This window comes from Cohnella zeiphila (assembly GCF_014212055.1).
Classification (GTDB): Bacteria; Bacillota; Bacilli; order Paenibacillales; family Paenibacillaceae; genus Cohnella; species Cohnella zeiphila.
The window spans coordinates 17,027-41,901 of record NZ_JACJVO010000031.1; the positions used below are offsets into that span (position 1 = coordinate 17,027).

The 24,875-nt window shown below is 61.7% G+C and carries 21 protein-coding genes and 1 riboswitch; of the genes, 8 read left to right on the top strand and 13 right to left on the bottom strand.

Going from position 1 to position 24,875, the window contains the following annotated elements; all coding sequences use genetic code 11:
- Position 1: 1 nt before the first annotated feature.
- Positions 2-829, bottom strand: coding sequence for a polyamine aminopropyltransferase (speE, locus tag H7C18_RS22895; RefSeq protein WP_185131658.1), 828 nt, complete (start codon positions 827-829; stop codon positions 2-4).
- A gap of 394 nt (positions 830-1,223) precedes the next feature.
- Between speE and H7C18_RS22900 the strand changes: the two genes are divergently transcribed.
- Together H7C18_RS22900 and H7C18_RS22905 are read left to right on the top strand one after the other, a co-directional pair.
- The gene (locus H7C18_RS22900) at positions 1,224-3,341 is read left to right on the top strand and encodes a transglycosylase domain-containing protein (RefSeq protein WP_238357897.1); all 2,118 of its coding nucleotides are present in this window, start codon (positions 1,224-1,226) and stop codon (positions 3,339-3,341) included.
- A gap of 87 nt (positions 3,342-3,428) precedes the next feature.
- The gene (locus H7C18_RS22905; RefSeq protein WP_185131440.1) at positions 3,429-3,830 is read left to right on the top strand and encodes a GNAT family N-acetyltransferase; all 402 of its coding nucleotides are present in this window, start codon (positions 3,429-3,431) and stop codon (positions 3,828-3,830) included.
- A gap of 304 nt (positions 3,831-4,134) precedes the next feature.
- Here the strand turns inward: H7C18_RS22905 and H7C18_RS22910 are convergent, their stop codons facing one another.
- The 3 genes from H7C18_RS22910 to H7C18_RS22920 all read right to left on the bottom strand — a co-directional run bounded on the left by H7C18_RS22910 (position 4,135) and on the right by H7C18_RS22920 (position 7,747).
- On the bottom strand, positions 4,135-5,274 hold the full coding sequence (locus H7C18_RS22910) for an ABC transporter substrate-binding protein (RefSeq protein WP_185131441.1): 1,140 nt from the start codon (positions 5,272-5,274) through the stop codon (positions 4,135-4,137).
- Complete coding sequence (locus H7C18_RS22915) at positions 5,271-7,070, bottom strand: RNA polymerase sigma factor (RefSeq protein WP_185131442.1); 1,800 nt, start codon at positions 7,068-7,070, stop codon at positions 5,271-5,273. The genes H7C18_RS22910 and H7C18_RS22915 overlap by 4 nt, the downstream gene beginning before the upstream one ends.
- Positions 7,071-7,240: 170 nt before the next feature.
- Positions 7,241-7,747, bottom strand: coding sequence for a YwhD family protein (locus H7C18_RS22920; protein ID WP_185131443.1), 507 nt, complete (start codon positions 7,745-7,747; stop codon positions 7,241-7,243).
- A 143-nt stretch (positions 7,748-7,890) separates the two neighbouring features.
- Between H7C18_RS22920 and H7C18_RS22925 the strand changes: the two genes are divergently transcribed.
- The 3 genes from H7C18_RS22925 to H7C18_RS22935 all read left to right on the top strand — a co-directional run bounded on the left by H7C18_RS22925 (position 7,891) and on the right by H7C18_RS22935 (position 11,574).
- On the top strand, positions 7,891-9,894 hold the full coding sequence (locus H7C18_RS22925; RefSeq protein WP_185131444.1) for a M1 family metallopeptidase: 2,004 nt from the start codon (positions 7,891-7,893) through the stop codon (positions 9,892-9,894).
- Between the two features lie 40 nt (positions 9,895-9,934).
- Positions 9,935-10,723 (top strand): hypothetical protein, encoded by a 789-nt coding sequence (locus H7C18_RS22930; RefSeq protein ID WP_185131445.1) that lies wholly within the window; start codon positions 9,935-9,937, stop codon positions 10,721-10,723.
- A 215-nt stretch (positions 10,724-10,938) separates the two neighbouring features.
- A riboswitch (cyclic di-AMP (ydaO/yuaA leader) is annotated at positions 10,939-11,081 on the top strand.
- Between the two features lies 1 nt (position 11,082).
- Entirely contained in the window at positions 11,083-11,574 is a 492-nt protein-coding gene (locus tag H7C18_RS22935) for an NlpC/P60 family protein (RefSeq protein WP_185131446.1), read from the top strand.
- A 333-nt stretch (positions 11,575-11,907) separates the two neighbouring features.
- On the opposite strand, the gene H7C18_RS22940 is transcribed toward H7C18_RS22935, so the two are convergent.
- The 3 genes from H7C18_RS22940 to H7C18_RS22950 all read right to left on the bottom strand — a co-directional run bounded on the left by H7C18_RS22940 (position 11,908) and on the right by H7C18_RS22950 (position 15,015).
- On the bottom strand, positions 11,908-12,081 hold the full coding sequence (locus tag H7C18_RS22940; protein ID WP_185131447.1) for a hypothetical protein: 174 nt from the start codon (positions 12,079-12,081) through the stop codon (positions 11,908-11,910).
- Positions 12,082-12,192: 111 nt separating this feature from the next.
- Complete coding sequence (uxaC, locus tag H7C18_RS22945) at positions 12,193-13,599, bottom strand: glucuronate isomerase (RefSeq protein ID WP_185131448.1); 1,407 nt, start codon at positions 13,597-13,599, stop codon at positions 12,193-12,195.
- Positions 13,600-13,725: 126 nt separating this feature from the next.
- The gene (locus H7C18_RS22950) at positions 13,726-15,015 is read right to left on the bottom strand and encodes a Gfo/Idh/MocA family oxidoreductase (protein WP_185131449.1); all 1,290 of its coding nucleotides are present in this window, start codon (positions 15,013-15,015) and stop codon (positions 13,726-13,728) included.
- Positions 15,016-15,142: 127 nt separating this feature from the next.
- Here H7C18_RS22950 and H7C18_RS22955 point away from each other — a divergent pair, with 127 nt between their 5' ends.
- Entirely contained in the window at positions 15,143-15,994 is an 852-nt protein-coding gene (locus tag H7C18_RS22955; RefSeq protein ID WP_185131450.1) for a helix-turn-helix transcriptional regulator, read from the top strand.
- Positions 15,995-16,471: 477 nt separating this feature from the next.
- Here H7C18_RS22955 and H7C18_RS22960 read toward each other — a convergent pair whose 3' ends face one another.
- The 6 genes from H7C18_RS22960 to H7C18_RS22985 all read right to left on the bottom strand — a co-directional run bounded on the left by H7C18_RS22960 (position 16,472) and on the right by H7C18_RS22985 (position 22,351).
- Complete coding sequence (locus H7C18_RS22960) at positions 16,472-17,806, bottom strand: hypothetical protein (protein WP_185131451.1); 1,335 nt, start codon at positions 17,804-17,806, stop codon at positions 16,472-16,474.
- Positions 17,803-18,897 (bottom strand): DUF58 domain-containing protein, encoded by a 1,095-nt coding sequence (locus tag H7C18_RS22965; RefSeq protein WP_185131452.1) that lies wholly within the window; start codon positions 18,895-18,897, stop codon positions 17,803-17,805. The genes H7C18_RS22960 and H7C18_RS22965 overlap by 4 nt, the downstream gene beginning before the upstream one ends.
- A gap of 4 nt (positions 18,898-18,901) precedes the next feature.
- Positions 18,902-19,867 (bottom strand): AAA family ATPase, encoded by a 966-nt coding sequence (locus H7C18_RS22970; RefSeq protein ID WP_185131453.1) that lies wholly within the window; start codon positions 19,865-19,867, stop codon positions 18,902-18,904.
- Positions 19,868-19,978: 111 nt separating this feature from the next.
- The gene (locus H7C18_RS22975) at positions 19,979-20,311 is read right to left on the bottom strand and encodes an iron chelate uptake ABC transporter family permease subunit (RefSeq protein WP_185131660.1); all 333 of its coding nucleotides are present in this window, start codon (positions 20,309-20,311) and stop codon (positions 19,979-19,981) included.
- Positions 20,312-20,478: 167 nt separating this feature from the next.
- A complete protein-coding gene (locus H7C18_RS22980) occupies positions 20,479-21,339 on the bottom strand; it encodes an ABC transporter ATP-binding protein (RefSeq protein WP_185131454.1) in 861 nt (286 codons plus the stop codon).
- Between the two features lie 226 nt (positions 21,340-21,565).
- On the bottom strand, positions 21,566-22,351 hold the full coding sequence (locus H7C18_RS22985; RefSeq protein WP_185131455.1) for a YheC/YheD family protein: 786 nt from the start codon (positions 22,349-22,351) through the stop codon (positions 21,566-21,568).
- A 239-nt stretch (positions 22,352-22,590) separates the two neighbouring features.
- Here H7C18_RS22985 and H7C18_RS22990 point away from each other — a divergent pair, with 239 nt between their 5' ends.
- Together H7C18_RS22990 and H7C18_RS22995 are read left to right on the top strand one after the other, a co-directional pair.
- Positions 22,591-23,418: a 3'-5' exonuclease gene (locus H7C18_RS22990; protein ID WP_185131456.1), complete on the top strand. Its 828-nt coding sequence runs from the start codon at positions 22,591-22,593 to the stop codon at positions 23,416-23,418.
- A 108-nt stretch (positions 23,419-23,526) separates the two neighbouring features.
- Positions 23,527-24,783: an EAL domain-containing protein gene (locus tag H7C18_RS22995; RefSeq protein WP_185131457.1), complete on the top strand. Its 1,257-nt coding sequence runs from the start codon at positions 23,527-23,529 to the stop codon at positions 24,781-24,783.
- Positions 24,784-24,875 lie beyond the last annotated feature (92 nt).

Here is a 24,875-nt window from a genome sequence, read left to right on the forward strand (position 1 = left end):
ATTACTTGGTCAGGTCTTCGACGAACTTCGGCAGCGCGAAGGCGGCCTGGTGCAGGCGCGGCGTGTAATACTTCGTATCGAGCTCGGCGATGTCCTCCGGTTTGACGTTCAGCGGATCGTGCTTCTTGCTGCCCATCGTGAACGTCCACAAGCCGCTCGGGTACGTCGGGATGTTCGCCGTGTAGACGCGGACGATCGGGAACACTTCCTTCACGTCGCGGTTGACGCTGCGGATCAGATCGGCTTTGAACCACGGATTGTCGGTCTGCGCGACGAACAGGCCGTCTTCCTTCAGCGATTCGTAAATTCCCTGATAGAAGCCGCGGGTGAACAGGTGAACCGCCGGACCGACCGGTTCCGTCGTGTCGGCGAGAATGACGTCGTACGTATTCTTATGATCGTGAATATGTTTGAACCCGTCGTCCACCTGAACGGAGACGCGGGGATCTTCGAGCTTGCCTGCGATAGACGGCAAATATTGCTTGGAATATTCGATGACTTTGCCGTCGATGTCGACGAGCACGGCCTTCTTGACTTTCGGATGCTTGAGCACTTCGCGAATGACGCCGCCGTCGCCGCCGCCCACGACGAGCACGTTCTCCGGATTCGGATGGGTGAACAGCGCCGGGTGGGCGACCATCTCATGATAGACGAATTCGTCGCGGACAGTCGTCATGACCATCCCGTCGAGAACGAGCATATTGCCCCACTCTTCCGTCTCGATCATCGCGAGTTCCTGGAATTGCGTCTGTTCGTGCACGTACGTTTGCTTGATTTTGGCCGTAATGCCGAAATTGTCGGTTTGCTTCTCGGTGTACCACAGTTCCATCGAGGACATGAGCGAACCCTTCCTTCTTACGTAATTGAGTTATCCGCCCCCGATGGGCGGAAGGGTTGTCCCCGCCTTAAGCGGGACGCTTGGAAGACCGGCGAACGAACCGGACGGATGCCGATTGCCGCGCGCCCGCGGACGCCGCCGCCTATTTAACGATACAGAATTTCGAGGCTTCGCGCCACCCATTTCTGTTAACGTCTCCGTTAAATCGGACGCGACCCGGACAAGGAAGGCGCAGCCGTTCCGCTTGCCAAACAAATTGTATTATAGGACATCGGGGGCAAAAAGCAATAACGGATGTGAGGACCGGCAGCGCGGAAAGAGCTTCGAAAGAATAAGATCCTTCCCCTCTTACCATAATAAGGGGAAACGGAAGGAGGTATCGGATATGAACGGTCCCGTCGACCGCCCGTCGCTCTCGCCCTCCGGATCGTCCGCTTCCGCGGACGACAATATGTCCCGGGAAATAACAAGATCCGCCCGCAAACGACGCGATCGTCCATTCCTGCGGCGGTTCGGCTGGCTCGCGTTGTTCGGCTCCACCGCCATCATTCTAACGCTGGCCGCGCTGGCCTTTCTCGTTCGCACCGTGCCGCTGCCGGCGGCCTCTTTCCCGCAGTCCACGCAAATTTACGACTCGGGCGGCCGCGTGCTCGCCTCCCTTCAAGGCGGCGTCGACCGGCGCACCGTTGCTCTTCGCGATATTTCTCCGTGGCTGATCAAAGCGACGCTGGCCGTGGAAGACCGCCGCTTCTACGAGCATTCCGGCCTCGACGTCAAGGGCTTGATGAGAGCCGCCTGGGTCGACGTTCGCCATCTGTCGAAAGAGCAAGGCGCCAGCACGCTGACCCAGCAGCTTGCCCGCAATCTGTACCTGTCCCATGAGCGGACGTGGAAGCGCAAAGTAAAAGAGGCGCTCTACGCCGCCAAGCTGGAGCAGACCTTCTCCAAGGATCAGATTCTGGAGATGTATCTGAATCAAATCTACTACGGACACGGCGTCTACGGCGCGGAAGCGGCCGCCAGGCTCTACTTCGGCAAAGCCGCCAAGGATCTTACGCTGCCGGAGAGCGCGCTGCTGGCCGGCATTCCGAAAGGGCCCAGCTACTATTCCCCCCACCTGCATCCGGATCAAGCCCGCACCCGTCAGCGGACCGTGCTGCAGGCGATGACGGAGACGGGCGCCATCACGTCCCGGCAGGCCAACGACGCAGGCCGCAGCGGAAGTTACCGGGTGCAGCCATTGCCCAAGGACAAAGGACGCGTGGCCCCCTATTTCGTCGATTACGTCCGCAAGCTTGCCGCGGATCGCGTGCAATGGGACGAGCGGCTGCTGAGCGAAGGCGGCCTGCAAATCTACACGACGCTCGACAGCAAGATGCAGCAGGCGGCGGAAGAAGCGATCGAGCACCGGATGCCGTCGGACAGCGATCTGCAAGCCGCGCTCGTCTCCATCGACCCGGCGACCGGCTACATCAAGGCGATGGTCGGGGGGCGCGATTACGCCAAAAATCCGTTCAACCGCGTGTTCGCGACGACGCGCCAGCCCGGTTCCTCGTTCAAGCCGATATTGTACGCCGCCGCCCTCGACGAACAGGCCGTGACGCCGGTGACCCGCTTCCGGAGCGAGCCGACGGTTTTCTACTACGACAATTACCGGCACGTCTATACGCCTAGCAACTTTAACGACCGCTACTTTAACGGAGAGATCGGCTTGCGCCAGGCGATCCGCTCTTCCGACAACATCTACGCGGTGAACACGATCATGCAGCTGGGCCCGCAGGAAGTCATCTCTATGGCTCGAAGGCTGGGCATCACGTCGAAGCTGGATCCTGTCCCGTCCCTCGCGCTCGGGACGTTCCCGGTCAGCCCGTACGAGATGGCTTCGGCTTTCACGGCGTTCGCGGCCAGCGGAACGCGGGTCGAACCGACCGCCATCCTGAAGATTACCGACCAGAGCGGCCGCGTCCTGTACGAGGCTCACCCGCGCAAGGAGCAAATCCTGTCGCCCGCTCTCGCCTACGTGCTCAGCGACTTGATGAGAAGCGTCTTCGACACCGGCGGAACCGGGCATCGCGTGTCGAGGATGCTCACCCGGCCGACCGCCGGCAAGTCGGGCACGACGATGTCAGACGCTTGGTTCGTCGGCTACACGCCCGAGCTGGCCACGTCCGTCTGGGTCGGGCACGACCGCGGGCGCGCCATCTCGTCGGTCGAGTCCCACCGGGCCGCGCCGATCTTCGCCGAATTTACGGAGCATGCGCTCGCCGGCGTTCCCGCCCATCCGTTCTCCGTGCCCGAAGGGGTCGTCAGCGTCGACATCGACCCCGATACGGGGCTGCTGGCTTCGCCGGATTGTCCGCGCAGGGCGCGCGAGACGTTCATCGCCGGAACGGAGCCGACGGAGAAGTGCTCGCTTCACGGCCGCTCCGAACAAGTGCCGGAAGAACGCGGGCCGTCCTCCTGGTGGGGCCGGATGCGCCATTGGTGGGGCCATAAAGCGTAATGCCGCCCCGATTCTGAAAATCGGCGTTTACAGCTTCCCCCGCCCCTCCTATAATGGGAAATATTTCATCCAAGGGAGGGGATTCGGTTGGAACTGCGCGAAGGCGAGTATCTGGTCAGCGACGACAAGTCGCTGCTTCAACTCCCTGTAATCTGCGGTTTTCTGGCACGCAGCTACTGGGCAAACGGCCGGCCCGAGGAGGCGACCCGGCAAGCGATCGAGCATTCGGTATGCTACGGCCTTTACCGCGGCGGCGTGCAGATCGGCTTCGCCCGGGTCGTAACGGACGGGGCGACCGTGTATTATTTGTGCGATGTGTACATCGACGAAGACGAGAGGGGCAAAGGTTTGGGGAAAATGCTGGTGGGGGCGATCGTCCGGGAATACGAGCGTATTCCCGGATTTCTCGGTACCCGGGACGCCCACGGCCTGTACGAGCAATACGGATTCCGCAGGGACGCGGAAAGGTTCATGCGGCGGGCGCCGTAGCGGCTTGGCCATCGTCCGGAAGGCGGCCGACGAACGAACGGAAGTCCGCCCGCCGGCGGGTGTAAACGGGAAAATCTCCCTTTAATTGCCGCTGCAAGGCTTATCGGATGACATGAACCGGAATTTCACCCTCTATTCGGGCTTAAACCGCGCGTTTTCCGGTCTTGCCGGAAATAAAGGGAGAAATTCCATTCCGATTGCCTGAATGATGCGATTTCGCTTACATAAGAGGAGATTTTCCCTTTCGTTCATCCTTGGATAAGCGCGATCTGTCGAGGCGTTTGAGGTGCCTCTAGGGCGCGTCTTATGCGAACCTCGTCCACGACTTGAGCGTATGGCCGATATCGGTACCGTCCAGAATCATACGTTGGACTTCTTCGTTAATGAGCTGTCGGGACGAGTTCCATTTCTCGTTCATGTAGAAGGCGCTGATCCGAACGTTCTCCAACTCCCGAACGTAACGCGACCAGAGGCGGTGATCCTTCATTCCGCTGCGCTCCGCCAGCGAGCCGGTGACCGGCAGCGTCCGAGGTTGGCGGAACGCTTCCGGGCGCTCCAAGACGTAGTGGCGCAGGAACTCCCAGGCCGGACGCGGATGCCGCGACTTCGACGTGATCCCCGCCGCGCCCATGTAGATCATGTTGGCTTGCTCGGCACCCGGCATGTTCGGCAGGCCCACGACGCCGAACTTGTCGTCCAGCCCATGATGAACGAGACCTCCGACGAACCAGGTAAATGCGAAAACCATTCCGAATCCTTCGTGCAAGTGTCCCGCTTCCGAAGGCTCCCCCGGGTTGCGGATCACGCGGTGGACTCGGTAAGCGTCGATCAGCAGCCGGAACGCTTCCGCAACGGCCGGTTGATCGACGCATCCGCGGGCCGTCAGCCCGTCCGGCGATACATACCGGCCTCCGTTGCGCATGACGAACGGCTCCAGCTCCTCGATATCTACGCCGATGCCGAAGCCGAACTGCGTCGCCACGCCGCGTTCGTCGCGGATCGTCAGCTTGCGGGCGAGCTCCATCATCTCCTCCCACGTCCAGTCGTCGGTCGGATACGCCAGACCGGCCCGATCGAATAACTCCTTGTTGAAGGCGATCAATGGCAGCGCCACGTCCACCGGCAATCCCGGAAGGCTGCCGTCCTTGCAGGCGACGCGGACGATGCCGGGGTTCAGATCGCCGCGCATGCCCGGCATCTCGTCGATGCAGGGAAGCAAGTCGACGAACATGCCTTTGTAGTTGAACAGCGCCCAGCCGCCCGACTCGATGATGTCCGGCGGCTCTTCGGACTTGTACGCCCGCATCAACTCATAATGATCGGCTGCCTGCCCGATCGTAATCCGCACGTCGGGCCGGGCCCGTTCGAACGACTCTTTGGCATTCATCAGGTTGTGCAAATTCGCAAAATCCGTCATCAATCGAATCTCCGTTTTCTCGCTCATGCCCGCAGCTCCTTCTCGAAATAGCCGATCGCCTTCTCCAAATAACCGGTCGCGGCGGCCTCGAACGCTTTCGCCGTCTCCAACAGCTTCGCGCATTTCTCGCACAGCTCGGGCGACAGCATCTCCGCCGCGCGCGCGAACGGAACCGCGGCGCTGACGGCGCCGATCGCTTCGGCCGCCTGCTCGTAAGCTTCCGAAGCGAGCAGCGTTAGCCGCATCGCTTCTCCTTCCAGCGGAACGAGCCTTAAATATCGCGCGGCGTGTTTCTTTGCCTCGGCATACACGGCGGCCAGTTGTCCCATGCCGTACCGGTTCGGAGGGGATGCCGGGCCGGCCCGCAAGTGCCGAATCCATCGATCGTACGCGGCAAGGCCCGACGTATAGGACAGATAGACCGTCATCGGGCGGTAAGCCCTCTCGTTGCGTGCGTGCGCCACCGCGGACCGAATCGCGGCCTCCGCCCGGAGGCGCGTCTGTGCGGATGTCTCGCTCCGAACGGCGGTCTCTTCGCGTTCCGGCTGCCGCCGGAACGTCGCGAGGAACCGGACGGGATTGTCCGCCACCTCCTCGTAAGACACCGTCTTGCCGTCCGGCCGCATCGCGTCGGTCAGCCGAACGGTTCGTTCTTCGTCGTCATAGCCGTAAATGAGCGACCATTCGTGCACGTAAGGCCTCGCGGCGGACGTGTCGAAGTAAAGCACGGGCCGCCCGGCATCGATCGACTGGCGGATCGTCGGAAGAACGGCCTCTTCGATCGGCAGCACGACGGGAAAACGCTCGACGGCTCCAAGCAGCGGAACGGGCGAATCCGACAACTGGCCGCACAGAAGCGTCGTCTCGTAACCGAGTTCCCGCATCAGCGTCCGAAGCGTCTCCCGCCAATCGAACATGTAGATGCCGTCGGCGAACGTCGTTTTGTCGGAGATTTGCATGCGGAAAGCGAAGCCGGACAAGCCCATCAGCTCAGACAGGTCGCGCCGATCCTCCAACGCCGCAAGCAGGTGGCCGATCCGATCGACGAACGTCAGATTGACGGCGTCGCGGGCCGGCCACTCCGGCAGCTCGAGCAGCTTCCTTCTCGCCATGGCGTTCTCTCCCTTCTCGGGAAGTAGGCCGAGAGAGACGCGGATGTGCTCCTGCCGGAGCTTCCGGCGGGAACGATGGATGTACGTGTAGACGGAGCCCGTCGTCATCCGGTACAGGGCGGCGATCTCGTCCGGCGACAATTGTCTGAAGAAATACGCCTCGAAGATCCCCCGTTCCTTGCGGGTCAGGCAATGCAGCACCGAATGGATCGTCTCATAGAGCTCCTGCCTGAGCAGATGCCGCTCCGGATCGTGGTCGGTCTTCGCGGCGTCGGCGGCGCAGCGGGTCAGATGATGGAGCACGCTGTCCAGGTCGTCCCAATCGACCCGGTCGCGGGCCGTCGGCGCGGCGAAGGAGGCGAACGGCTTCTCCCGTCTGCCGGGACCTCCCCTTCGAAGCCGCATGTTCGCCTGGTTGCGCACGATCTTGTGCAGCCATGGCAAAAAGCGGCTCGTATCCTGAAGCGAACCGATATGGAGAAAAGCGCGAATGAGCGCGTCCTGCACGATGTCGTCGGCCAGATGCGGATCCCCGGTCATCCGCTGGGCCCACCCTTTCGCGCGCTTGCGATGCCGCTCGATCAGTTCTCCGAACGCCTCCGTATCGCCGAACTTCGCCCGTTCGGCCAGATCCCGGCTTTCCCGGGCCTCGGATGCCTCCGTCCCCTGCCCGGCCGCCGTTCTCGCCTCTTCCGATCCGTTCCCGTACATAGCCGCCTCCCGAGTCTCTCCAGCCTCCACTGAATGCGATGCCAGCCGTCGCATGCATTTGAACATTTTCCCTGTAAACGGACCCAGAATCTTATAGGTTCATAAAATTCGCCCGATACGCAAACCGGGCAGGGAATCGTAAGTTCCCTGCCCGGCGGCGTCAAGCAAAATCAGATAAGCAAATCTTTGAGCTCCTGCGGCGAACGGTCCCACCATTCTTGGTTGTGCTCCTGCAGCAGCTTGACCAGCGCGGCCTTCTGCCCGGAACCGAGATTCTCCAGCAAGTAGCGCCGCTTGATGGCCGCATCCAGGCGGTTCACGTGATCCGCGAGAATTTTCCAGCCGCGCCGCGCCTCCGAGTCGATCAGCATCTCGCAGGAGGTGGCTCCCGCATAGTAGCTGCCTTCCTCGTTCCGGTCCACCGCCACCCACACGACCCAGGCGGGGCGTCCGTTCGGAACGTCTTCTTTATTCGGAGAGAACTTGATTCCCCGCTCCACCTTGCTCTTCGCGTGCATCGCCCCGACGTCGATGTAGGCTTCGTCTCCGTCGATGATAATGCAGGCCACCTGACTCAGGTCGATGCTGCCCGCCCCGAACCCTTTGTGCTTCTTATCGCTTACTACGTTGAGCGCCAGCTTCTTCTTCTCCGGAGCCGGCTGCTTGTCGTCGCTCATGGTTTGACCTCCATCCTCCAACCTTACCTAGCCCTATTGTAACGAATAGCCGGTCACCGGGACAAGTAAATCCCCGCAGATATAATCTTGGGACATGCGACATATACATGCCCTAGATGCTTGTCAACGGGAGGGTTTATCGTATGCCCCATCGCCGCATGTACCGCGTTCTCATCCTGGCGATCTCCGCCGCTCTGCTTCTCGTCTCGGTCCGGTTCGGGTTCGCCGACGCCTGGCTGGACCAGTACGCCCTGCCCGCCATGTCGCAGTCGGAGGCGACGCCGGACCCGGCCGGCTCCGGGTCGCTCGAAGCTTCCTCCGGCGCCGATTCGGGGGCCGACATGCCGATCGCTCCGAAGCCCGTCGTGCTCAGCAATCGGGTGACGGAATACCACATCTCCGTGACGCTTCAGGACGACGGCACGCTCACGGGCGAGCAGACCGTCACTTGGCGCAACCCCGGTCGGAAAGCCGTCAGCGACATCTACCTCCACTTGTACCCGAACGCTTTCTCTCCGGGCAGCACCTTCATTAAGGAATCCGGCGGTCAGCTGCGGGGGGACAGGATGACCCCTGGCAGTTACGGCTCGATGAACTTGACGGCGCTGGAGACCGAAGAAGGCGAAACGCTGCTGCCCCGTCTTCGCTACGTGCAGCCTGACGACGGCAACACATCGGACAAGACGCTCGCGTCGTTCCGTCTTCCCAAGCCCATTCAGCCCGGCGAGAAAACGACGCTGGTCATGAAGTTCACCGTCAAGCTCCCGCAGGTGTTCGCGCGGATGGGCAAAGCGGGCGACTTCGTCATGGCGGGCCAATGGTTTCCGAAGATCGCCGTCTACGAGCCGGCCGGCACCCGCGGCCGCACGGCGGAAGGCTGGAACGCCCACCAGTATCACGGCAATTCCGAATTCTATTCCGACTTCGGCATCTACAGCGTGAAAATCAACGTCCCGGCAGCGGACAAGGTGGCCGCCACCGGCTTCCAGACGAGGATGCCCACCGTCGCGAACGGCCGCAAAGTTTATCAGTTCTACGCCGATGACGTGCACGACTTCGGCTGGTCGGCTTCACCTTCGTTCCAGTACGCGGTGGAGAGCTTCTCTTCCGAGGGCGTTCCCGGCGTCCGCGTTCAGCTGTACCTGGACCCTTCGCAGAAAAACCTGAAGGACCGGTACCTGCACGCCGCCAAATCCGCGCTGTCCCTGCTCGGTCAATGGTACGGAGACTATCCTTACTCCACCTTGTCGATCGTCGTCCCGCCGGCCGATGCGAGCGGAGCGGGCGGCATGGAGTATCCGACGCTGGTAACCGCCGCCGCGGCGAAGAGCGCAAGTCCCGGCTACGAGCTGGAACGCACGGTCGTGCACGAGATCGCGCACCAGTATTGGTACGGCATGGTCGCTTCCAACGAGTTCGAAGAGGCCTGGCTTGACGAAGGGTTCACTTCCTATACGGAGGATAAGCTGATGGCCGCCATCTACGGCGTTCATTCGAACAACACGGTCGAAGCCAGCTATCTGACCGACCCGGAGCCGCTCAAGCTCGACTCCTGGCGTTACAACGGTTCGGACGGCTATGCGGAAAATGTCTATCTGCGAGGCAAACTCGTGCTGACGGCGATCGAGAAGCGGGTCGGCGAGAAAACGATGAGCAAGATCATGCGGGCCTACTTCCAAAAGTATCGGTTCAAGCATCCGTCCACCGCCGACTTCCAGAAAGTCGTCGAGAACGTGACCCGAGAGAAATGGAACGACTTCTTCTCCGCGTATGTCTATAGGGGGCAGATGTCCGATTTCTCCGTCGCTTCGGTCGATTCTCGCCCCGCTTCCGGAGGCGGGTACGTGTCCAACATTCTGCTGCGGCGCAACGGAGGCAGCGCGGAGCCGGTCACGGTATTGTTCCGCTTCGCCGACGGAAGCACGGTAACCAAGACGTGGAACGGCGTACATGACCGCGAGCAGCTGCAGGTGAAGCATCCCGAGCCGCTGCTTTACGTAGCCGTCGATCCTTCGCAGGCGGTCGTGCTCGACAACCTGAGGTTCAACAATTACTTGAAGGCGGAAGTACCCGAGAAGGCGAGAACCCGGCTGGACATCGGCCTGTCCAAGATTATCGACGGCCTGATCGGCACATTGGCATGGTGAGGTGATCGAATTGCGAATTTTCGTTCGCAGGGGATGGCAGATGGCGCTTCGACACAAATACGTTCTGGTCGTTCTGTTCCTTTACCGGCTGCTGTGGGGATTTTTCCTGTATCGCTTTGTCGATTCGCTGGTCTCTCCCATCCTGGCCCGTTTTCCCGACGACCATCCGGATCCGAACGCACTCCGCCTTTTTCTGATCGAGGCGCAGTTCCGGCTGCTCAAGACGGATATCGCCCACGAGACGCTGTGGCTGCTCGCCGGCCTGTTCCTGATCCGCATGGCGATCACGCCGCTCGTCAACGCGGGTCTCTACTATTCGTTCTATCATTCCGACGAGGCGCAAGGAACGCGCGTGCTTAGCGGCATTCGCCGCCGCTGGAAGCCCGTCGCGCTGCTGTACGCGCTGGAGAACGTTCTGCTGCTTCTGCCCGCCGTCTGGATCGCGCCGATGGCGAAAGCCCTTTTCTTCGCCGACCCGTCGCTTCAGGATTGGCTTCGCGCCATGCTCCCTTATCTGCTCGCCTGGGCGGCCTGGGGCTTCGCCGTTCACCTCGCGTCGCAGTTCATGCAGTTCGGCGCCGCCTCCGGACGCGGCATCCTGCAAGGGCTGCTTCGCGCCTTCCGCGTGGCGCTGCCGCTGTGCGGGGTCTCGCTGGCCATCATCGGCCTCGGCGCGGCCGCATCCCTGGTCGTCACGACGGCGGCCCTCCTGTGGACCGGATTCTTCGCCGTCGCTCTTCATCAGGGCTTCCAGTTGGTGCGTTCCCTGATCGCGCTTTGGACCTCCGCATCCCAGTATGAATTATGGAAGCCGGAATCCGCCGGCTGATCCGATCTTCCTGGCGGGCGCCCCATCTTGCGCGCCCGTCTCATCCGCAATCTCCGCCCCGCTCCGCGTTTCCTCGCCTTCGCCCGACCGTCTTCCGCACAAGCGGACGCCGGCCGGGCGTCTATTTTTGTCGAGAAAAATGAGAAATAGATGAAAGAATTCTAATCTCGTCGTAGCAGGAAATTCGACCCAACATAAAGAATACCTTAAGCCATGTGCGAAAACTGCCGAATTCCCGTGCACAGGGAAACGGGGGAACCAGTTTTTCCGGGTGAATTGATCCCGCCTCTGGCAAGGATCATAGGGTGCCTTCAACCGAACCCTCCAGCTAACCTCGCAGGCAATTGGAAGGAGTCACCGTGTTGCGCAAGTTCACTGCCATTCTGCTTGGCCTTATCGTGGTCCTGGCGTTCCAGGCCGGAAGCGCATTCGCGGATTCCAAACTGGACACGACCATCCACAAGCTGATCGGAATCGACTACGATTACGGCGGCACGACGACGGACGGCTTCGACTGCTCGGGCTTTACGGCCTATGTGTTCAAGAAGCTCGGCGTCAAGCTTCCGCATTCGTCGCAGGCGCAGTCCGAGATGGGCGATAAGGTCGCAAAGAAAGACCTGAGACCCGGCGATCTGGTGTTCTTCAACACCAGCGGCAGCGGCGTCTCTCACGTAGGAATTTATGTTGGAGACAACAAATTCGCGCATTCCGCATCCAAGGGCGTTACGATCTCCGACTTGGATGAGAAGTATTACGCGACCCGTTACCTCGGCGCGCGCCGGGTGATGGACTCCGACACCTACGAGAAAGCGGTGGCCGAAGTGCAAAAAGCGGCCGCCAGCAAAGCGTAAACAATCGCATTTGCGCGAACAGGGGCGATCCCGTCATCGGAAGATGACTGCGGGATCGCCCCTGTTCGTTATCGAACTGTTCGAGGTTTGCGCTACCTTGCCGCGCGACTTCTCCGCATAGGCTTCGACTTCCTTGGGGTCCGCGGTTTGCAGCAGAATGTTCCGATCGTCCAACAAAACGACGGTTGGGGATTGTTTGATGTTCAAAAGTTTTTTGTAGTTAAATTTCTGCGATTTATCGTGCAAACTCACGAAGGTTACGTTGCTTACGTTCATGGTTTTCAGCACTTTCTCGGAATTCACGGCATTTACCATTTCCATCGTTAAAATTTGTTAATCCGTTTGCTCGCCGTCCCAGAACACGCAGATGCTATAAGTTCCTTTCTCCGCCGCAGCCATCTGTTTAATGGCCGCGGCTTTGCCGTTCGCGCATGCGGCAAGACAGCAGAGCGCGAGGAAAATCAGCGTCGTGGTCCATGCCTTTCTCAGAAAATCGCCGCCTTCCATGGCCTCATCCTACATGAAACGAACGGCGTGACGGTCTGGTTGCGAACAGGATGTCGCTTAGGAAAAAAACCAGCTGCGCAGAAAAAAGAGCTTCGCGCAGCCGGTTTGGAGTTAAAATTCGAAGTAGCGTTTCGCGTTGTTGTAGGAAATGTCCTGCACCATGCCGCCGAGCAGTTCCAGATCGTTCGGGACTTCGCCGTTCTCCGCCCATTCGCCGATCAGGTTGCACAGGATGCGGCGGAAGTACTCGTGGCGCGTGTACGACAGGAAGCTGCGGGAGTCGGTCAGCATACCGACGAAACGGCTGAGCAGGCCGAGGTTGGCCAGCGCCTTAAGCTGCTCGACCATGCCGTCCCGCGTGTCGTTGAACCACCAGGCCGAACCGAGCTGCATTTTGCCGGGAACGCCGCCCTGGAAGCTGCCGATCGCCGAGCCCAGCACGTACAGATGATTCGGATTAAGCGAGTAGACGACCGTCTTGGGCAGCGCGTCATCCTTGTCCAGCGCGTCGAGCAGGCGGACGAGCGGCTCTCCGACCGGGCTGTCGCCGATCGAGTCGTAGCCGGTGTCCGGGCCGAGACGGGCGAACATGCGCGAGTTATTGTTGCGGGCGGCATTGATGTGGTACTGCATCGTCCAGCCGAGCCGCGCATAGATCCGGCCGAGGAACACGAGCGTGTGCGACTTATACTTGCGCTCCTCCTCTTCGCTGACCGTCTCGCCGGCCAGCGCCTTGGCGAAGATGGCCGCCGCTTCCTCGCGGGTCGCCTCGGCATAGCCCATCACGTCGAGCGCGTGGTCCGAAACCCGGCAGCCCGTGTCGTGGAAGAACTGCGCCCGCGCTTCCAATGCGGCGAGCAGCTCCCCGTACGAGCCGACCGGCGAGCCCGACGCTTCCTTCAGCCGCTCCAGCCAAGGCAGGAAGGTCGCGCGGCGAATTTCCAGCGCCTTGTCCGGGCGGAACGACGGCAGCACCTTCACCGGGAAATCCGACAAGCCGCGAATCTTCAGATGGTATTCCAGGGAATCGGCCGGATCGTCCGTCGTGCAGACGACTTCGACGCCGGAACGGACGATGAAGTCGCGAACCCGCCAACCGTTCGGCCCTTGCAGCTTGGCGTTCGCCTTTTCCCAGACGACGGGGGCCGTCTGCTCGCTAAGCACTTCCTCGATGCCGAAATACCGGCGCAGCTCGAGATGAGACCAGTGGAACAGCGGATTGCCGAGCGTCTTCGGCATTGTCTGCGCCCAGGCCAGGAACCGGTCGTAATCGCTTACGCCTTCGCCTCCGGTGACCAGCTTCTCGGAGGTTCCGTTGGCGCGCATCGCCCGCCACTTGTAGTGGTCCCCATACAGCCAGACCTGCGTCAGATTGTCGTAAGCTTTGTTCTCCCAGATTTCCTGAGGGCTCAAGTGGCAGTGGTAATCGATGATCGGCATCCGTTCGGCGTAGTCGTGGTACAGCCGTTTCGCCGTCTCGCTTGCAAGCAGGAAGTCCTGATCCAGAAAAGGCTTCATTCGTCCATTTCCCCTTCACGAAAAAATCCGGAGAGAACCGCCGCGGCGAAAAGCGGGTGCGAGAAAGGCCTGAGGCCCTCCTCGCGACTCCGCTTCCCGCATCGGTTCCCTGCCGGTCTGCCTAGCTTAGTCGAATTTCACCAAATCCGCGATTTGCACGGCTTGGCCGGTGCGAATCGAACGATTCGCGGCGATGCCGGTCAAGATGGAACGCGCCCCGTCCACATGGTTGGCCGCGCGGTTCCATGGGTCGTCCACCGGCGTGCCGAACAGGTCGTTCAACAGCACCGGGTCGCCGCCTCCATGTCCGCCTGCGCCTTCCCCCACATTCGCCTCGTAAGGAGCTCCGAACATCGGCATCACGCGAATTCTTTTGCCCTTAATTGCGCCTTCGTCCGCCTTGTCGCCGCCGGAATTGACGTAGGATTGCTCGACAACTTCCATCTCGATGCGTCCCTTGTTCCCGTTGAACGCGATCCGGTACCCTTCCCAAGGCGCGTAAGCCGTCAGCGAGTACGTCAGAATCGCCTGGTTGCGGTAGCGGACGATGACGCCCATCGTATCCTCGATGCTGATCCCGTCTCCGAAAACGCTCTGGTCGCGGCGGTAGCCGTCCTCATGCTCGGCGTCCAGATACATCGCCTTCAGATGCTCGTTCGAGTCCAGGTGCAGCGCGAACGGATCTTCCTTGGCGATCGGATTGCCGGTGGCGCGCTCGTAGAACGAAGTCACGCCCCGACGCTCGGCGTTCTCGCGGCCGTAGAACAACAGGTCGCCGAACGCGAACACCGTCTCCGGCTGGGACGCAATCCAGAAGTTGACCAGGTCGAAGTGATGCGTCGACTTGTGCACGAGCAGGCCGCCGCTGTTGCGCTTGTCGCGGTGCCAACGGCGGAAATAATCGGCCCCGTGCTGCGTGTTGAGCAGCCATTCGAAGTGAACGGATTGAACCTGGCCGATCACGCCGGAGGCGATCAGCTCCCGAGCCTTGGTGTGGTGCGGCGCATAACGGTAGTTGAACGTCACCCGAACGTTGCGGCCGGTCCGCTTGACCGCGTCCACGATCTCCTGGCATTTTTTCTCGTCGACGGTCATCGGCTTCTCCGTGATGACATCGCAGCCAAGCTCCATCGCCCGAATGATGTACCGATGATGCGTCCGGTCGACGCTGGTCACGATCACCGCGTCCGGCTTCTGCTCTTCGATCATCCGGTCGAACTCTTCCGTCTTGTAGGTGCGGACGGCCGGATAGCCGTACTTCTCCTGAAGCAGCTTGTTCGCATAATCCATGCGGGTCTGGTTGATATCGCAGAACGCTGTCAGATCCGACGTGTCCCGATAGGACGAGGCAATCGCCCCGTAGAAAAATTCGGCCCGGCCGCCGGTTCCGACGAGCACGTATTTCTTCTTCGCCATTTCGCTTCTCCCTTCGCCTTTGCGCGATTTCCTTCATTTTAACGCAACGGAGTGCTATACTTCTGCTCAAATGATGCGGAATTTGGCCGGGACCCCGCATATCTTGCGCAAAAGGAGAAGGTGACGAATGGACATGGAAGCCTGGAGCTTCGGAAGCATGCGAGCGCTTTACATGGAGTACGTGAGGCGAACCGAGCCCTACACGATGCAGATCGACCATTTCCACCCGTTCTACGAAATTTACTACCTGCTCTCCGGAAGCCGGATTTACTTCGTTCAAGACCGGACTTACACGGTGGAGGCGGGCGACCTGGTGTTCATCTCCCCTAACGTCCTGCACAAAACGCTGCAATCCCGGGATCCCGGCCATGAGCGGTTCGTCATCCACTTCGACGACGCCTACGCCGGCCAGCAGTTCGGCGGGCATGCGAAGCTGCTGCTCGAGCCGTTCCGGCAGGCCAGCCCGGTGCTGCGGCTCCCGCCCGCCGAGCAGCGGACGGCCGACCGGATCGTGCGCCGGGCAATCGACGAGATTCGCCTCAAGCCGCCGGGATACGAGCTTGTCCCGCCGCGGGCCCTGACCGACCTGCTGCTGCTCGCGGGGCGGTATGTACGCGATTTTCCGCTGTCCGCCGCCGAGGACGACCGTTCCCCCAAAATCGCCAAAATCTCGGATGTCGTCCGGCACATCAACGGCCATTACGGGGAGCCGCTCAAGCTGGGCGAGCTTGCGGAACGTTTTTACGTCAGCCCGTACCATCTGAGCCGCACGTTCAAGGAGGTGACGGGATTCACCTTCTCCGATTATATCGCCCTGACCCGAATCAAGGAAGCGCAGCGTCTGCTGCGGGACACCGACCGTTCCGTCGCCGACATCGCCATCGCCACCGGCTTCGACAACTTCTCCCATTTCGGCAAAACGTTCAAAAAGATCGCCCGCCGCTCGCCCCGCGACTTCCGGAGGGAGAGCCGGCTGTGAAGGCCCGGGCCTGAGTCGGAGTCCGCAGAGACGGGTGAAAGGAGGATCGGCGGTCGATCGCCGACAAAATGCCGCTCCTCAAGGCTCTCCCCGGAACATGCGCGATCCACGCGCGAGCCCTGGACGCGGCCTGCCCAAACGATCGGCAAAGATACCCACGCGCATGAGCGGGAATTCCTCCTCTTATTTTCCGAGCGGCCCCCAGCTCTCGCAGTTTAAAGGGAAAAGCTCCCTTTAATTAGAGGAGAATCCTCGAATCGGGCATGCAATCGGCAAAATAAACGGAGGTTTTCCCTTAAAAGCGCCAAGAAGACCGTTTTCCCGAAAAATAAGCGGAGAAATTCCCTTTAACGTTCTGCGGGTCGGCCGCATTCCCCAGGGCGGTCCACCGAGTGCATGAAGGGCCGGTTGAAGCGCCTGCAGCCTACTTGCCGAAAAGCGACAAGGCGACCTGCTCGCAGCAGAAGGTCAAGCGCCTTACTTGCGTTCGCCCCAGGGATACTCCGCGGCCAGCTCGGCCAGCTCTTCCGGAGTCGCCTCCCGCCCGCCGTACCTCGTCTTCCAGTAGAGGACGAGCAGCGTCCGGCGCGTCCGCTTCAGCCAGGCCGCCGGAGCGAACCCGCCGCCCCGGGCGGCGGATGCCTGGCCCTCGTACCAGGCTTCCAGCGAATCGAGCGTCTCCTGCGGCGCGTCGGACGCCCGCAAGGCGAAGCCCTTCCCGACGCCGGCCGCCACCGAGTCCTGATAGAGACGCCGGACTTTGGCTTCCGCCGGCAGCGAATCCCATTCCTGCCGGGTGAGCGGCTTGCGGCGGCCGCGCTGGCGCCAGCGGTTCTGGACCTGGCGCAGCGCCTTGCCGATGTCGAGCAAGCTCTCCTTCTCGTCCGTATAGGCAAGCGCCGCGGGCGGCTCCTTCTGCCGGAACATGCGGGCAAGCAGCGCCCGCAGCCGATCCCGCACGGTTCGCAGCCATTCGCGGTTGAGCAGAAACCGGCGCACCAGCAGCCATAGAAGCCCCGCGGCGATAGCCCCGGCGAAAACGTACATCACGACGTTCAGAATCTTCGACAATAACCCCGGCTTGGACGTCCCCTCCGTCGGCAGCATCGGCGTGGCGGCGGGAGGGGCCTCCGGCGTCTGCTCCGGCTGGCCGGGCTTGGAGTGCGGCAGGATCGAGTTTATAAAGTGAACGATCTCTCGCCACAAATGGAAGTCGCTCGTCGCCAAGTAGACGATGAGCACGGCGACCAGCATCCCCGTTACATAAATGCGGCTCGATCTCGACACGATCCGCGTGACGATGCCGCTCTCCAGGCCCGCCGACGCCAGCATGGCGGCGTGCATGGCATAGAGAAGCTCCGCGAACCAGACGATGCCCGCGACGATCCAGAGCGTCCGGTACGGCGCCAGACCGGGCGCCCACTGGACCGCGATAAGCGCAACCGCGTTCGCCGCGATGCCGGTCAAGGCGACGGAAGTCCGAGGCAGACGGACGCTCAGGCTTCCCGTCCACCAGGCGACGCCGAGATAGCCGGCGGGCGCCGCCCACTCCGCGCGCCAATGGACGGCCGCCGCAATCCCGGCCGCCAGCAGCAGGACGGACTGCAGCCACGGGGGCAAGTAGCGGATGCCGATCAGCGAACGTCCGAGCAGCGCCGCCGCGAAAACGGCCAGCAGCCACAGCCACGTGTCGGAACGGTCCGGGAAATATGCCGCGGAGAACGACAGCGCGACGGGCAGCAGCGCGAGCGACAGCGCCGCCGCGCGCCAGAACGGCGCTCCCCGCCTGCGAGCTTCGTCGAAAGTCGTCATGCCGTCGCCTCCCGGTACAGCAGCATCGTCTCCACCCGGTTGCCCGCCGCGCGGAGCCGGTCGACGAGCTGCTTTTGCTTGGGGGTCAAGAAAGCCGTCATGAGCAGCAGCCGGGAATCCCGCAAGCCGGAAGCCGCCATCTCCTCGAGCACGTAGGTCAGCTCCCGGCGGGTAGCCGCCTCGAAACGCGACATCAGACCAAGAAGGCGGAACAGATGCTCCCGGCCCGCCCTTGGCTCGACGCGGAGCGGCACTTCCTCCAGCCCCTCAACCCGGCCGTTGAACACGAGCCCGACCTTGCCCCCGCCCTCGATCAGGCGGCTGGCGATCGATGCCGCCCCGCTGAGCGCTTCTTCGAAGTCCTTGGGGAAAATGCGCCGGTGCTCGGAATCGTCGAGCAGCTCAGCGTTCAGCACCAGAATGACGTCGTTATCGGCCATCGTCTCGCGCTTGTTGACGAGCAGCTCGCCGGTCTTCGCCGTAGCGCTCCAGTTCACCTGCTTGAGCGAATCTCCGCTGCGGTAAGCGCGAACGCCGGCAACCTGGAAGTGGTCCTCGCGGAACGACTCCTGAATGCCGATCGCGCTTTGCATGAACTGGCGGACGGATGCGGGAAGGTCCCCGACCTCCTTGAGCCGGGGAAACACGACGATCTGCGCGTCGGCGGCGAAGGTGAGATGCCCGGCCGGCGTTCCGAGCAGATCGCCCAGCGAGCACGTCAAGCTGGAGATGCGGAACACGCCCCGCCGCGCGCACGTCACTTCGTGCTTGCGCAGCACCTTCGTGAACGGCGAGAGGCTGAACAGGCTGGCGTGGTTCTGCAGCAGCTGCCCGGAGCTGACCGTCATCTCGGCGCCGCTGTTGTCGAACCGAAGCCAGGACGGCATCATCGTCTCGACGCGAACCCACGGCATCGGCAGCAGCTTGGCATTGACGATCTCCTCGATCAGCGTCACGCGCTGGCCGGCGAATGCGTACGCGTGGCTAAACGTTCTTTTGTAGCGGATTCCGCGCGTTCCCCACCTTCGGAAAACCTGCCGCTGAATCACATAAAGGATCCCGAACACCGTCAGAAGCCAGACGACCGCCATCGCTTCAGCTCCGTTCCAGCGCAGGCTCCGCCGGAACCGGAACGTTCCGCAGGATGTCCTCGAGCAGCTTCTCCGGCCGGCCGCCGTCGCCCCCGAACAGGTCCTTGAACAAAATCCGGTGCGCGAAAACCGGCACGGCCAGCGACTTGATGTCCTCGGGCACGACGAAATCCCGGCCGTGAAGAAGCGCGCGCGCCTGCGCGGCCTTGGCGAGCTGCAGGCTGCCGCGCGGGCTCACTCCGCCCGCCAGATCGGGATGCTCCCGCGTCGCGGTTACGATCGCCAGCAAATAGGCGAGCAGCTCTTCGCCGATCCGCACCTGCGGCACTTGGCTTTGGAGATCGAACAGCCGTTCCCGGTCGAGCACCGCCCGCACCTCCGGAAGCGGATCGCGGACGGAGAAGCGGCGCAGAATCTCGATCTCCTCTTCCGTCGACGGATATCCCATCCGAATGCGCATCATAAAACGGTCCAGCTGCGCTTCCGGCAGCGGGAACGTACCGTGGCTCTCGATCGGATTCTGGGTGGCGATGACGAGGAACGGCTTCGGAAGCGGATACGTCTCTCCGTCGATCGTCACCTGACGCTCTTCCATCGCTTCGAGCAGGCTGGACTGCGTCCTGGGCGTCGCCCGGTTCAGTTCGTCCGCCAGCAGGATGTTCGTGAACACCGGTCCTTGACGCAGCTCGAAGCGGCCGGCCGGCTGGTTGTAGAAGTTGATGCCGGAGATGTCGGAGGGAAGAAGGTCGGCAGTGAACTGGATGCGCTTGAAATCGCATTGAAGCGTGCGGGCCAGCGACTTGGCCATGAGCGTCTTGCCCGTTCCCGGAACGTCCTCCAGGATGATGTGGCCGGAGGCGAGCAGCGCGATGAGCAGCCGTTCGACCACCTCCTGCTTGCCGACCACGGCCGTGGCGATTTGCTCTTGAACGGCGGCGATTCGGGCGGCGATGTCGGAATGCGGAATCATCGAAAAATAACCTCCAGTATGAATGCGCTTTCCCCTCATTTTACCTTTCGCCGCCCGGAATGACAAACGCCCTTTCCATCCGCAACCCGGACGAAAAGGGCGTTATGCTCGTTATCCCGCCTTCTTTGCGCGGGACATCAGCCACAATAAATAGGGAGCGCCGAGCAGCGCCGTGACGATGCCGGAAGGGATCTCCTTCGGCGACAGGACGATCCGGCCGATCCAATCCGCCGCGACCAGAAGCAGCCCGCCAAGAAGCAAGGAAAGAACTAAGCCGCGGCGGTGGGAGGGGCCGGCCAGCATCCGCGCCGCGTGAGGAGCGAGCAGCCCGATAAAGCCGACAGTGCCGACGTTCGCCGCGGCGAGCGCGACCGCAATGGCACTGACGGCGAGCCGGGTCCGGCGCAGCCTTAAGCCCAGTAAATTTTTACATTCAAAAGGCAGACGGAAACCGCCCCGCCCAGACCGTCAAATCTGCAGGTATCCGAAATATTTTTCTAAAAAAATAGGAAAGGGCGCGGGTTAGGTCCGTTGCAGCCGGCGGGACCGCGAACGGTCCCTGCCGCATCGGATTTGGAATGGCGCGAACGAAGAGGATTAAATCAATCGCGTTAGCCGGCAACTCCGACCGGCTCGCGGTCGACCGCGGGCGTCCGGGACTCCGGAACCGCCGCTTCGGATGCGACGTCGCGCGCCAGCCCGTAAGGAAGGCACATCGGCGTGCCGGAACGCGGATCCGGAATGACGTCGGCGTCGATTCCAAATACCGTCCTCAGCATGTCGGGCGTCATGACTTCCTCCGGAGAACCCTCATACAGCACTTGGCCTCTCTTGAGTGCGACGAGATGGTGCGCATAGCGGGACGCGTGGTTCAAATCGTGCACGACCATGACGATCGTCCGGCGCTGCTCCAGATTCAGCTTCTCGAGCAGCATCATGACTTCGATCTGGTGCGCCATGTCGAGGAATGTCGTCGGTTCGTCCAGCAGCACGATCTCCGTTCCCTGAGCGAGCGCCATCGCGATCCAGGCGCGCTGCCGCTGGCCGCCGGACAGCTGATCGACGGGACGGTCGGCGAATTCGTACATGCCGGTCGAACGAAGCGCCCATTCCACCATCCGCCGGTCCTCGGCGCCTAAGCTGCCGAACCCTTTCTGATGGGGATACCGGCCGAACGAGACCAGCTCCTGGACCGTCAGCCCTTCGGGAGCGGTCGGATTCTGCGGCAGAATGGCCAGCTGCTTCGCCACCTCGCGAGTGGACTGGCGGTGAATCTCCTTGCCGTCCAGGATGACGCCTCCGCCTTGCGGGCTCAGAATTCTCGCCATCGCCTTCAGGATCGTCGACTTGCCCGATCCGTTCGAACCGACCAGAGCGGTGATTTTCCCGTCCGGTACGGACAGATTCAGCTCCTCCACAATACGCCGGCTCCCGTAAGCGAGCGATAACCGATTCGTGCTTAACCGCGACATGGAATCTCTCCTTGCTTTTCATTTTTATCTATCGAACGAGTCGTTGAAAATCATTCTCACATGAGTTGAATGATAATGGTTCTCACTATTATTGTCAATCGTTTTTGCCGTTATTTTCGAAATCCGTCTTAAACGGCTTGTCCTCCCCCGGAGAAAAAGCTTCCCCGGCACCAGGCATGGCCGGAACCGGAGCAGAGTCTCGGACCGGACGGTCTTTAAGCGCCTTTTATCCGCGCTTGGCATCCGTCTTATAGGGATGGCGGACCGTTCTGCCGTATCCTCGGGCCAGCTTCAGCATCCGCTTTAGGACGGCGCGGTCCGGCAGCAGCGAGAACGGGCGGAGATCCGGGCGCGTGTTCACCTCCAGAATCCAGCATCGGAGCTTCCGGTCCACCGCGATGTCAAGCCCGAGCTCGTTCATGGCCGGGAAAGCCCGGCCAAACGCGCCCGCCGTCGTTCGGGCCAAGCCGCGAAACCGGCGAAGCAGCGTTCCGGCGGCGCTCCGGCCGACGGTCCCCGCGAGCAGACGGGGGACGGGATGAATCCGCCCTCCTTGGCTCGCGTTCGTAACCGCTTTGCGCGGATGCGCTACCCGCGCAAGCATGCCGGTGATCTCCCAGGCCCGGCCCTTGTCGTAATTGCGCTGCACGACGACGCGGAAGTCGACCGGACGACCGCGGTGCCGAAGGGTACGGATTCCTTTCTGAGCCAAATACGTTCCCTTCCTCTTATGCCGCAATATCCAGCGGTAAGCTTCCCGGCTGGAGGCGTGCCGCGTCTTTCTCGTCCCCGCATGAATCCGGACCTGCGCGCCGATCCGCTCTACCTTCATCACGCCGACGCCGAGAGAGCCGGCAATCGGCTTGATGTAGATCATCCCATAGCGGCGCAGCATGCTCCCGAGAACGCGCTCGTTCAGCTTTTCGGTGCGCGGGACGTGCCGGGCCAGCCGTCTCGAGCCCGTCAACACTTTCGTTTTGCGCCACTTGCTCGACATCGTCGATCGGCTCATCTTTTCCCCCGCCTCCTGATCGAATGGGACTCCCTCTAGCCTATGGTTCCATTCTCCAAAACGGACGAGGCGGATGTCACGACGGGCGCGAAATCGGTTGGCGGGGCGAATTCAAGGATCGGGGCTGCCGCCTGCCGACGAACGCCGGCCGCTTGCGTTTCATTCGTCCGGTTTTCTGATAGAATGGAACCACCAGCGGCAATTCCGCCGGAGCGGAAGCCGCCACTCGGAGGGCAGCCATGGACTACATCGTATTGGACATCGAATTCAACGGCCGCAAGTTCGCCAGCGAGCTGCCGATGGAAGTGATCGAGATCGGCGCCGTTCGGCTTGATGCGTCCCTGCGCGTCACGGACGAGTTCGCCGCTTTCGTCAAGCCCGTTTATTTCGCCAAGCTGAACAGCTTCATTAAGAAGAAGACCGGCATCGCCCAAGAACAGATCGACGGCGCGGCCGGCTTCCCGCAGGTGATTCGGGACTTCGTCGCCTGGCTTCGCCGCGGCGAGCCGTTCCTGCTCGTCACTTGGGGCGGGGAGGACCTGAAGCGCATCATTTATGACACGCGCATGCACAAGCTGGACGACGCCTTCTGGATGGCGACCGACTACTTCGATTTGCTCAAAGGATATTTGCGGTACCGGAACGTCACGAACGACGTCAGCGTCGAAGCCGCCCTGCAGGAGCTCGGCATCTCGGCGGACGGATCGGCGCACCGGGCGCTGGACGACGCGAAGATGACGGCGGACATCTTCCGCGCCGTCTTCCCCCATCTGGATCTGGAACAGAAGAAGCGGTTCAAGGATCAGTTCACGAACGCCAAAGAACGCCGCCTGATCAAGACGGCCGTCCGGACGATGCTCACGAAGAAGTTGACGCCGTCATGGGAGCTTTTCTCCGAACGGTATCTGGCGGAAAAAGGCGAGACGGCCGATCCCCGCAAGCTGGAGGAGATGCGGGAGCTGCTCGCAGCCGAGATCGAGAAGGCGCGGTCCGCGCCGGAGAAGCGATCCGGCCGCCCGGGCTCTGCGGATTCGCCGAAGCCGGCCGATCCCGAATCGGGCGATTAATTTGTCGAAAATGAGACTATCTATTCCCTGAGTCTTCCTTTACAATCGAGACAAAAGGTTTTACGTCATTTTTCATGACATTGTCGTCTCGTAAAGGGGGATTCATCGTTGCTTATCGACAACCAAGGGGTGCCCCCTGCACCTCCGGAGGAGCGTCTCGCCGCCTTTTTCCAGCCGATCGTGGCGCTCGACACGCGCCGTATCGCCGGCTTCGAAGCGCTGGGCAGACTGGTGGATGGCGATTCCGTCCGCAGCCTCGGGCCGTTCTTCTCCGACCCCCGGGTACCGGTAGCCGAACAGTTGCGCATCGACCGGCTGCTGCGGGAGCAGGCGATCGCCAAAGCGGGCGCGGCGCCCGATCCGCCTACGATTTTTCTCAACCTGAAGCCTTCCTGGATTCACCGTCATTATCGGGCGACGGGAGAATTGCACACTCTTTCGCTGCTCGGCCGCTACAACATCGATCCGCGCAAGATCTGCATCGAGATCACGGAGGAAGAGTTCGGCGGCTCGGCGTCGGAGCTGAGCGAGGTTATCAAGCTGTACCGGGACCAAGGCTGCCAGATCGCCATCGACGACATCGGCTCGGGCTTCAGCAGCTACGACCGGATCGCGCAGATTCAGCCGAACGTGCTGAAGATCGACATCCACTTGATGAAAAAAAGCGCGTACCACAGCGGTTACCTGGGCGTACTCCGCTCCTTCTCGACGTTAGCCGAGCAGATCGGAGCGTCGCTGCTGATCGAAGGCGTGGAGACCCGCGAGGACCTGCAGCGCGCGATTCATGTCGGGGCCCGTTACGTGCAAGGATACCTGTTCGCGCCCGCCGAGCCGTCGTTCCGGGAGAAGGACGCGTTCGCCGCGCTGATCGAGCGGGAGCTGCATGAGCACAGGCGGCTGCTTCAGCAGTCGGAACGGGAATGGCACGACCGGGGAATGGCGCTTGCCCGATCGGCGCTGGCGGCCGGGGTCGGGGTCCGCCTTGAAGCGATCGAAGCGTCCGGGACGTCCGGGGAGGACGCGAACGCGGCTTCGGAGCATGCCGACGAGGCGATCGGCGCCTGGCTTCCGAGGCTGGACGAGACTTGTTTGCGCGTGTATCTGTGCGGACGGAACGGCATTCAGCTCTCGTCGAACCATACGCGCCACGCTTCCGGCGGCTGGAATCGGGAGGAAGATTACCGCGGATCGGACTGGAACTGGCGACCGTACTTCATCCCCCACCTGCTCGAAGCCGAAGGCCAAACGCCCGAGATGAAAGTATCGCCCAAATACGCGGACTTGGACACTCACGCCTGGATCCGCACCATCTCCATCCCGGTCGGCCGCGAACTCGTTCTTTTCCTCGACATCGCGGACCGATGAGCCGGCCAGCCTCCTTTTTTTGAACGGCGTCTCCGGACGATGCAGCCTCCGAATCCTCGCTCTTGCGCGGGATCGGAGGCTTTTTTATTCCT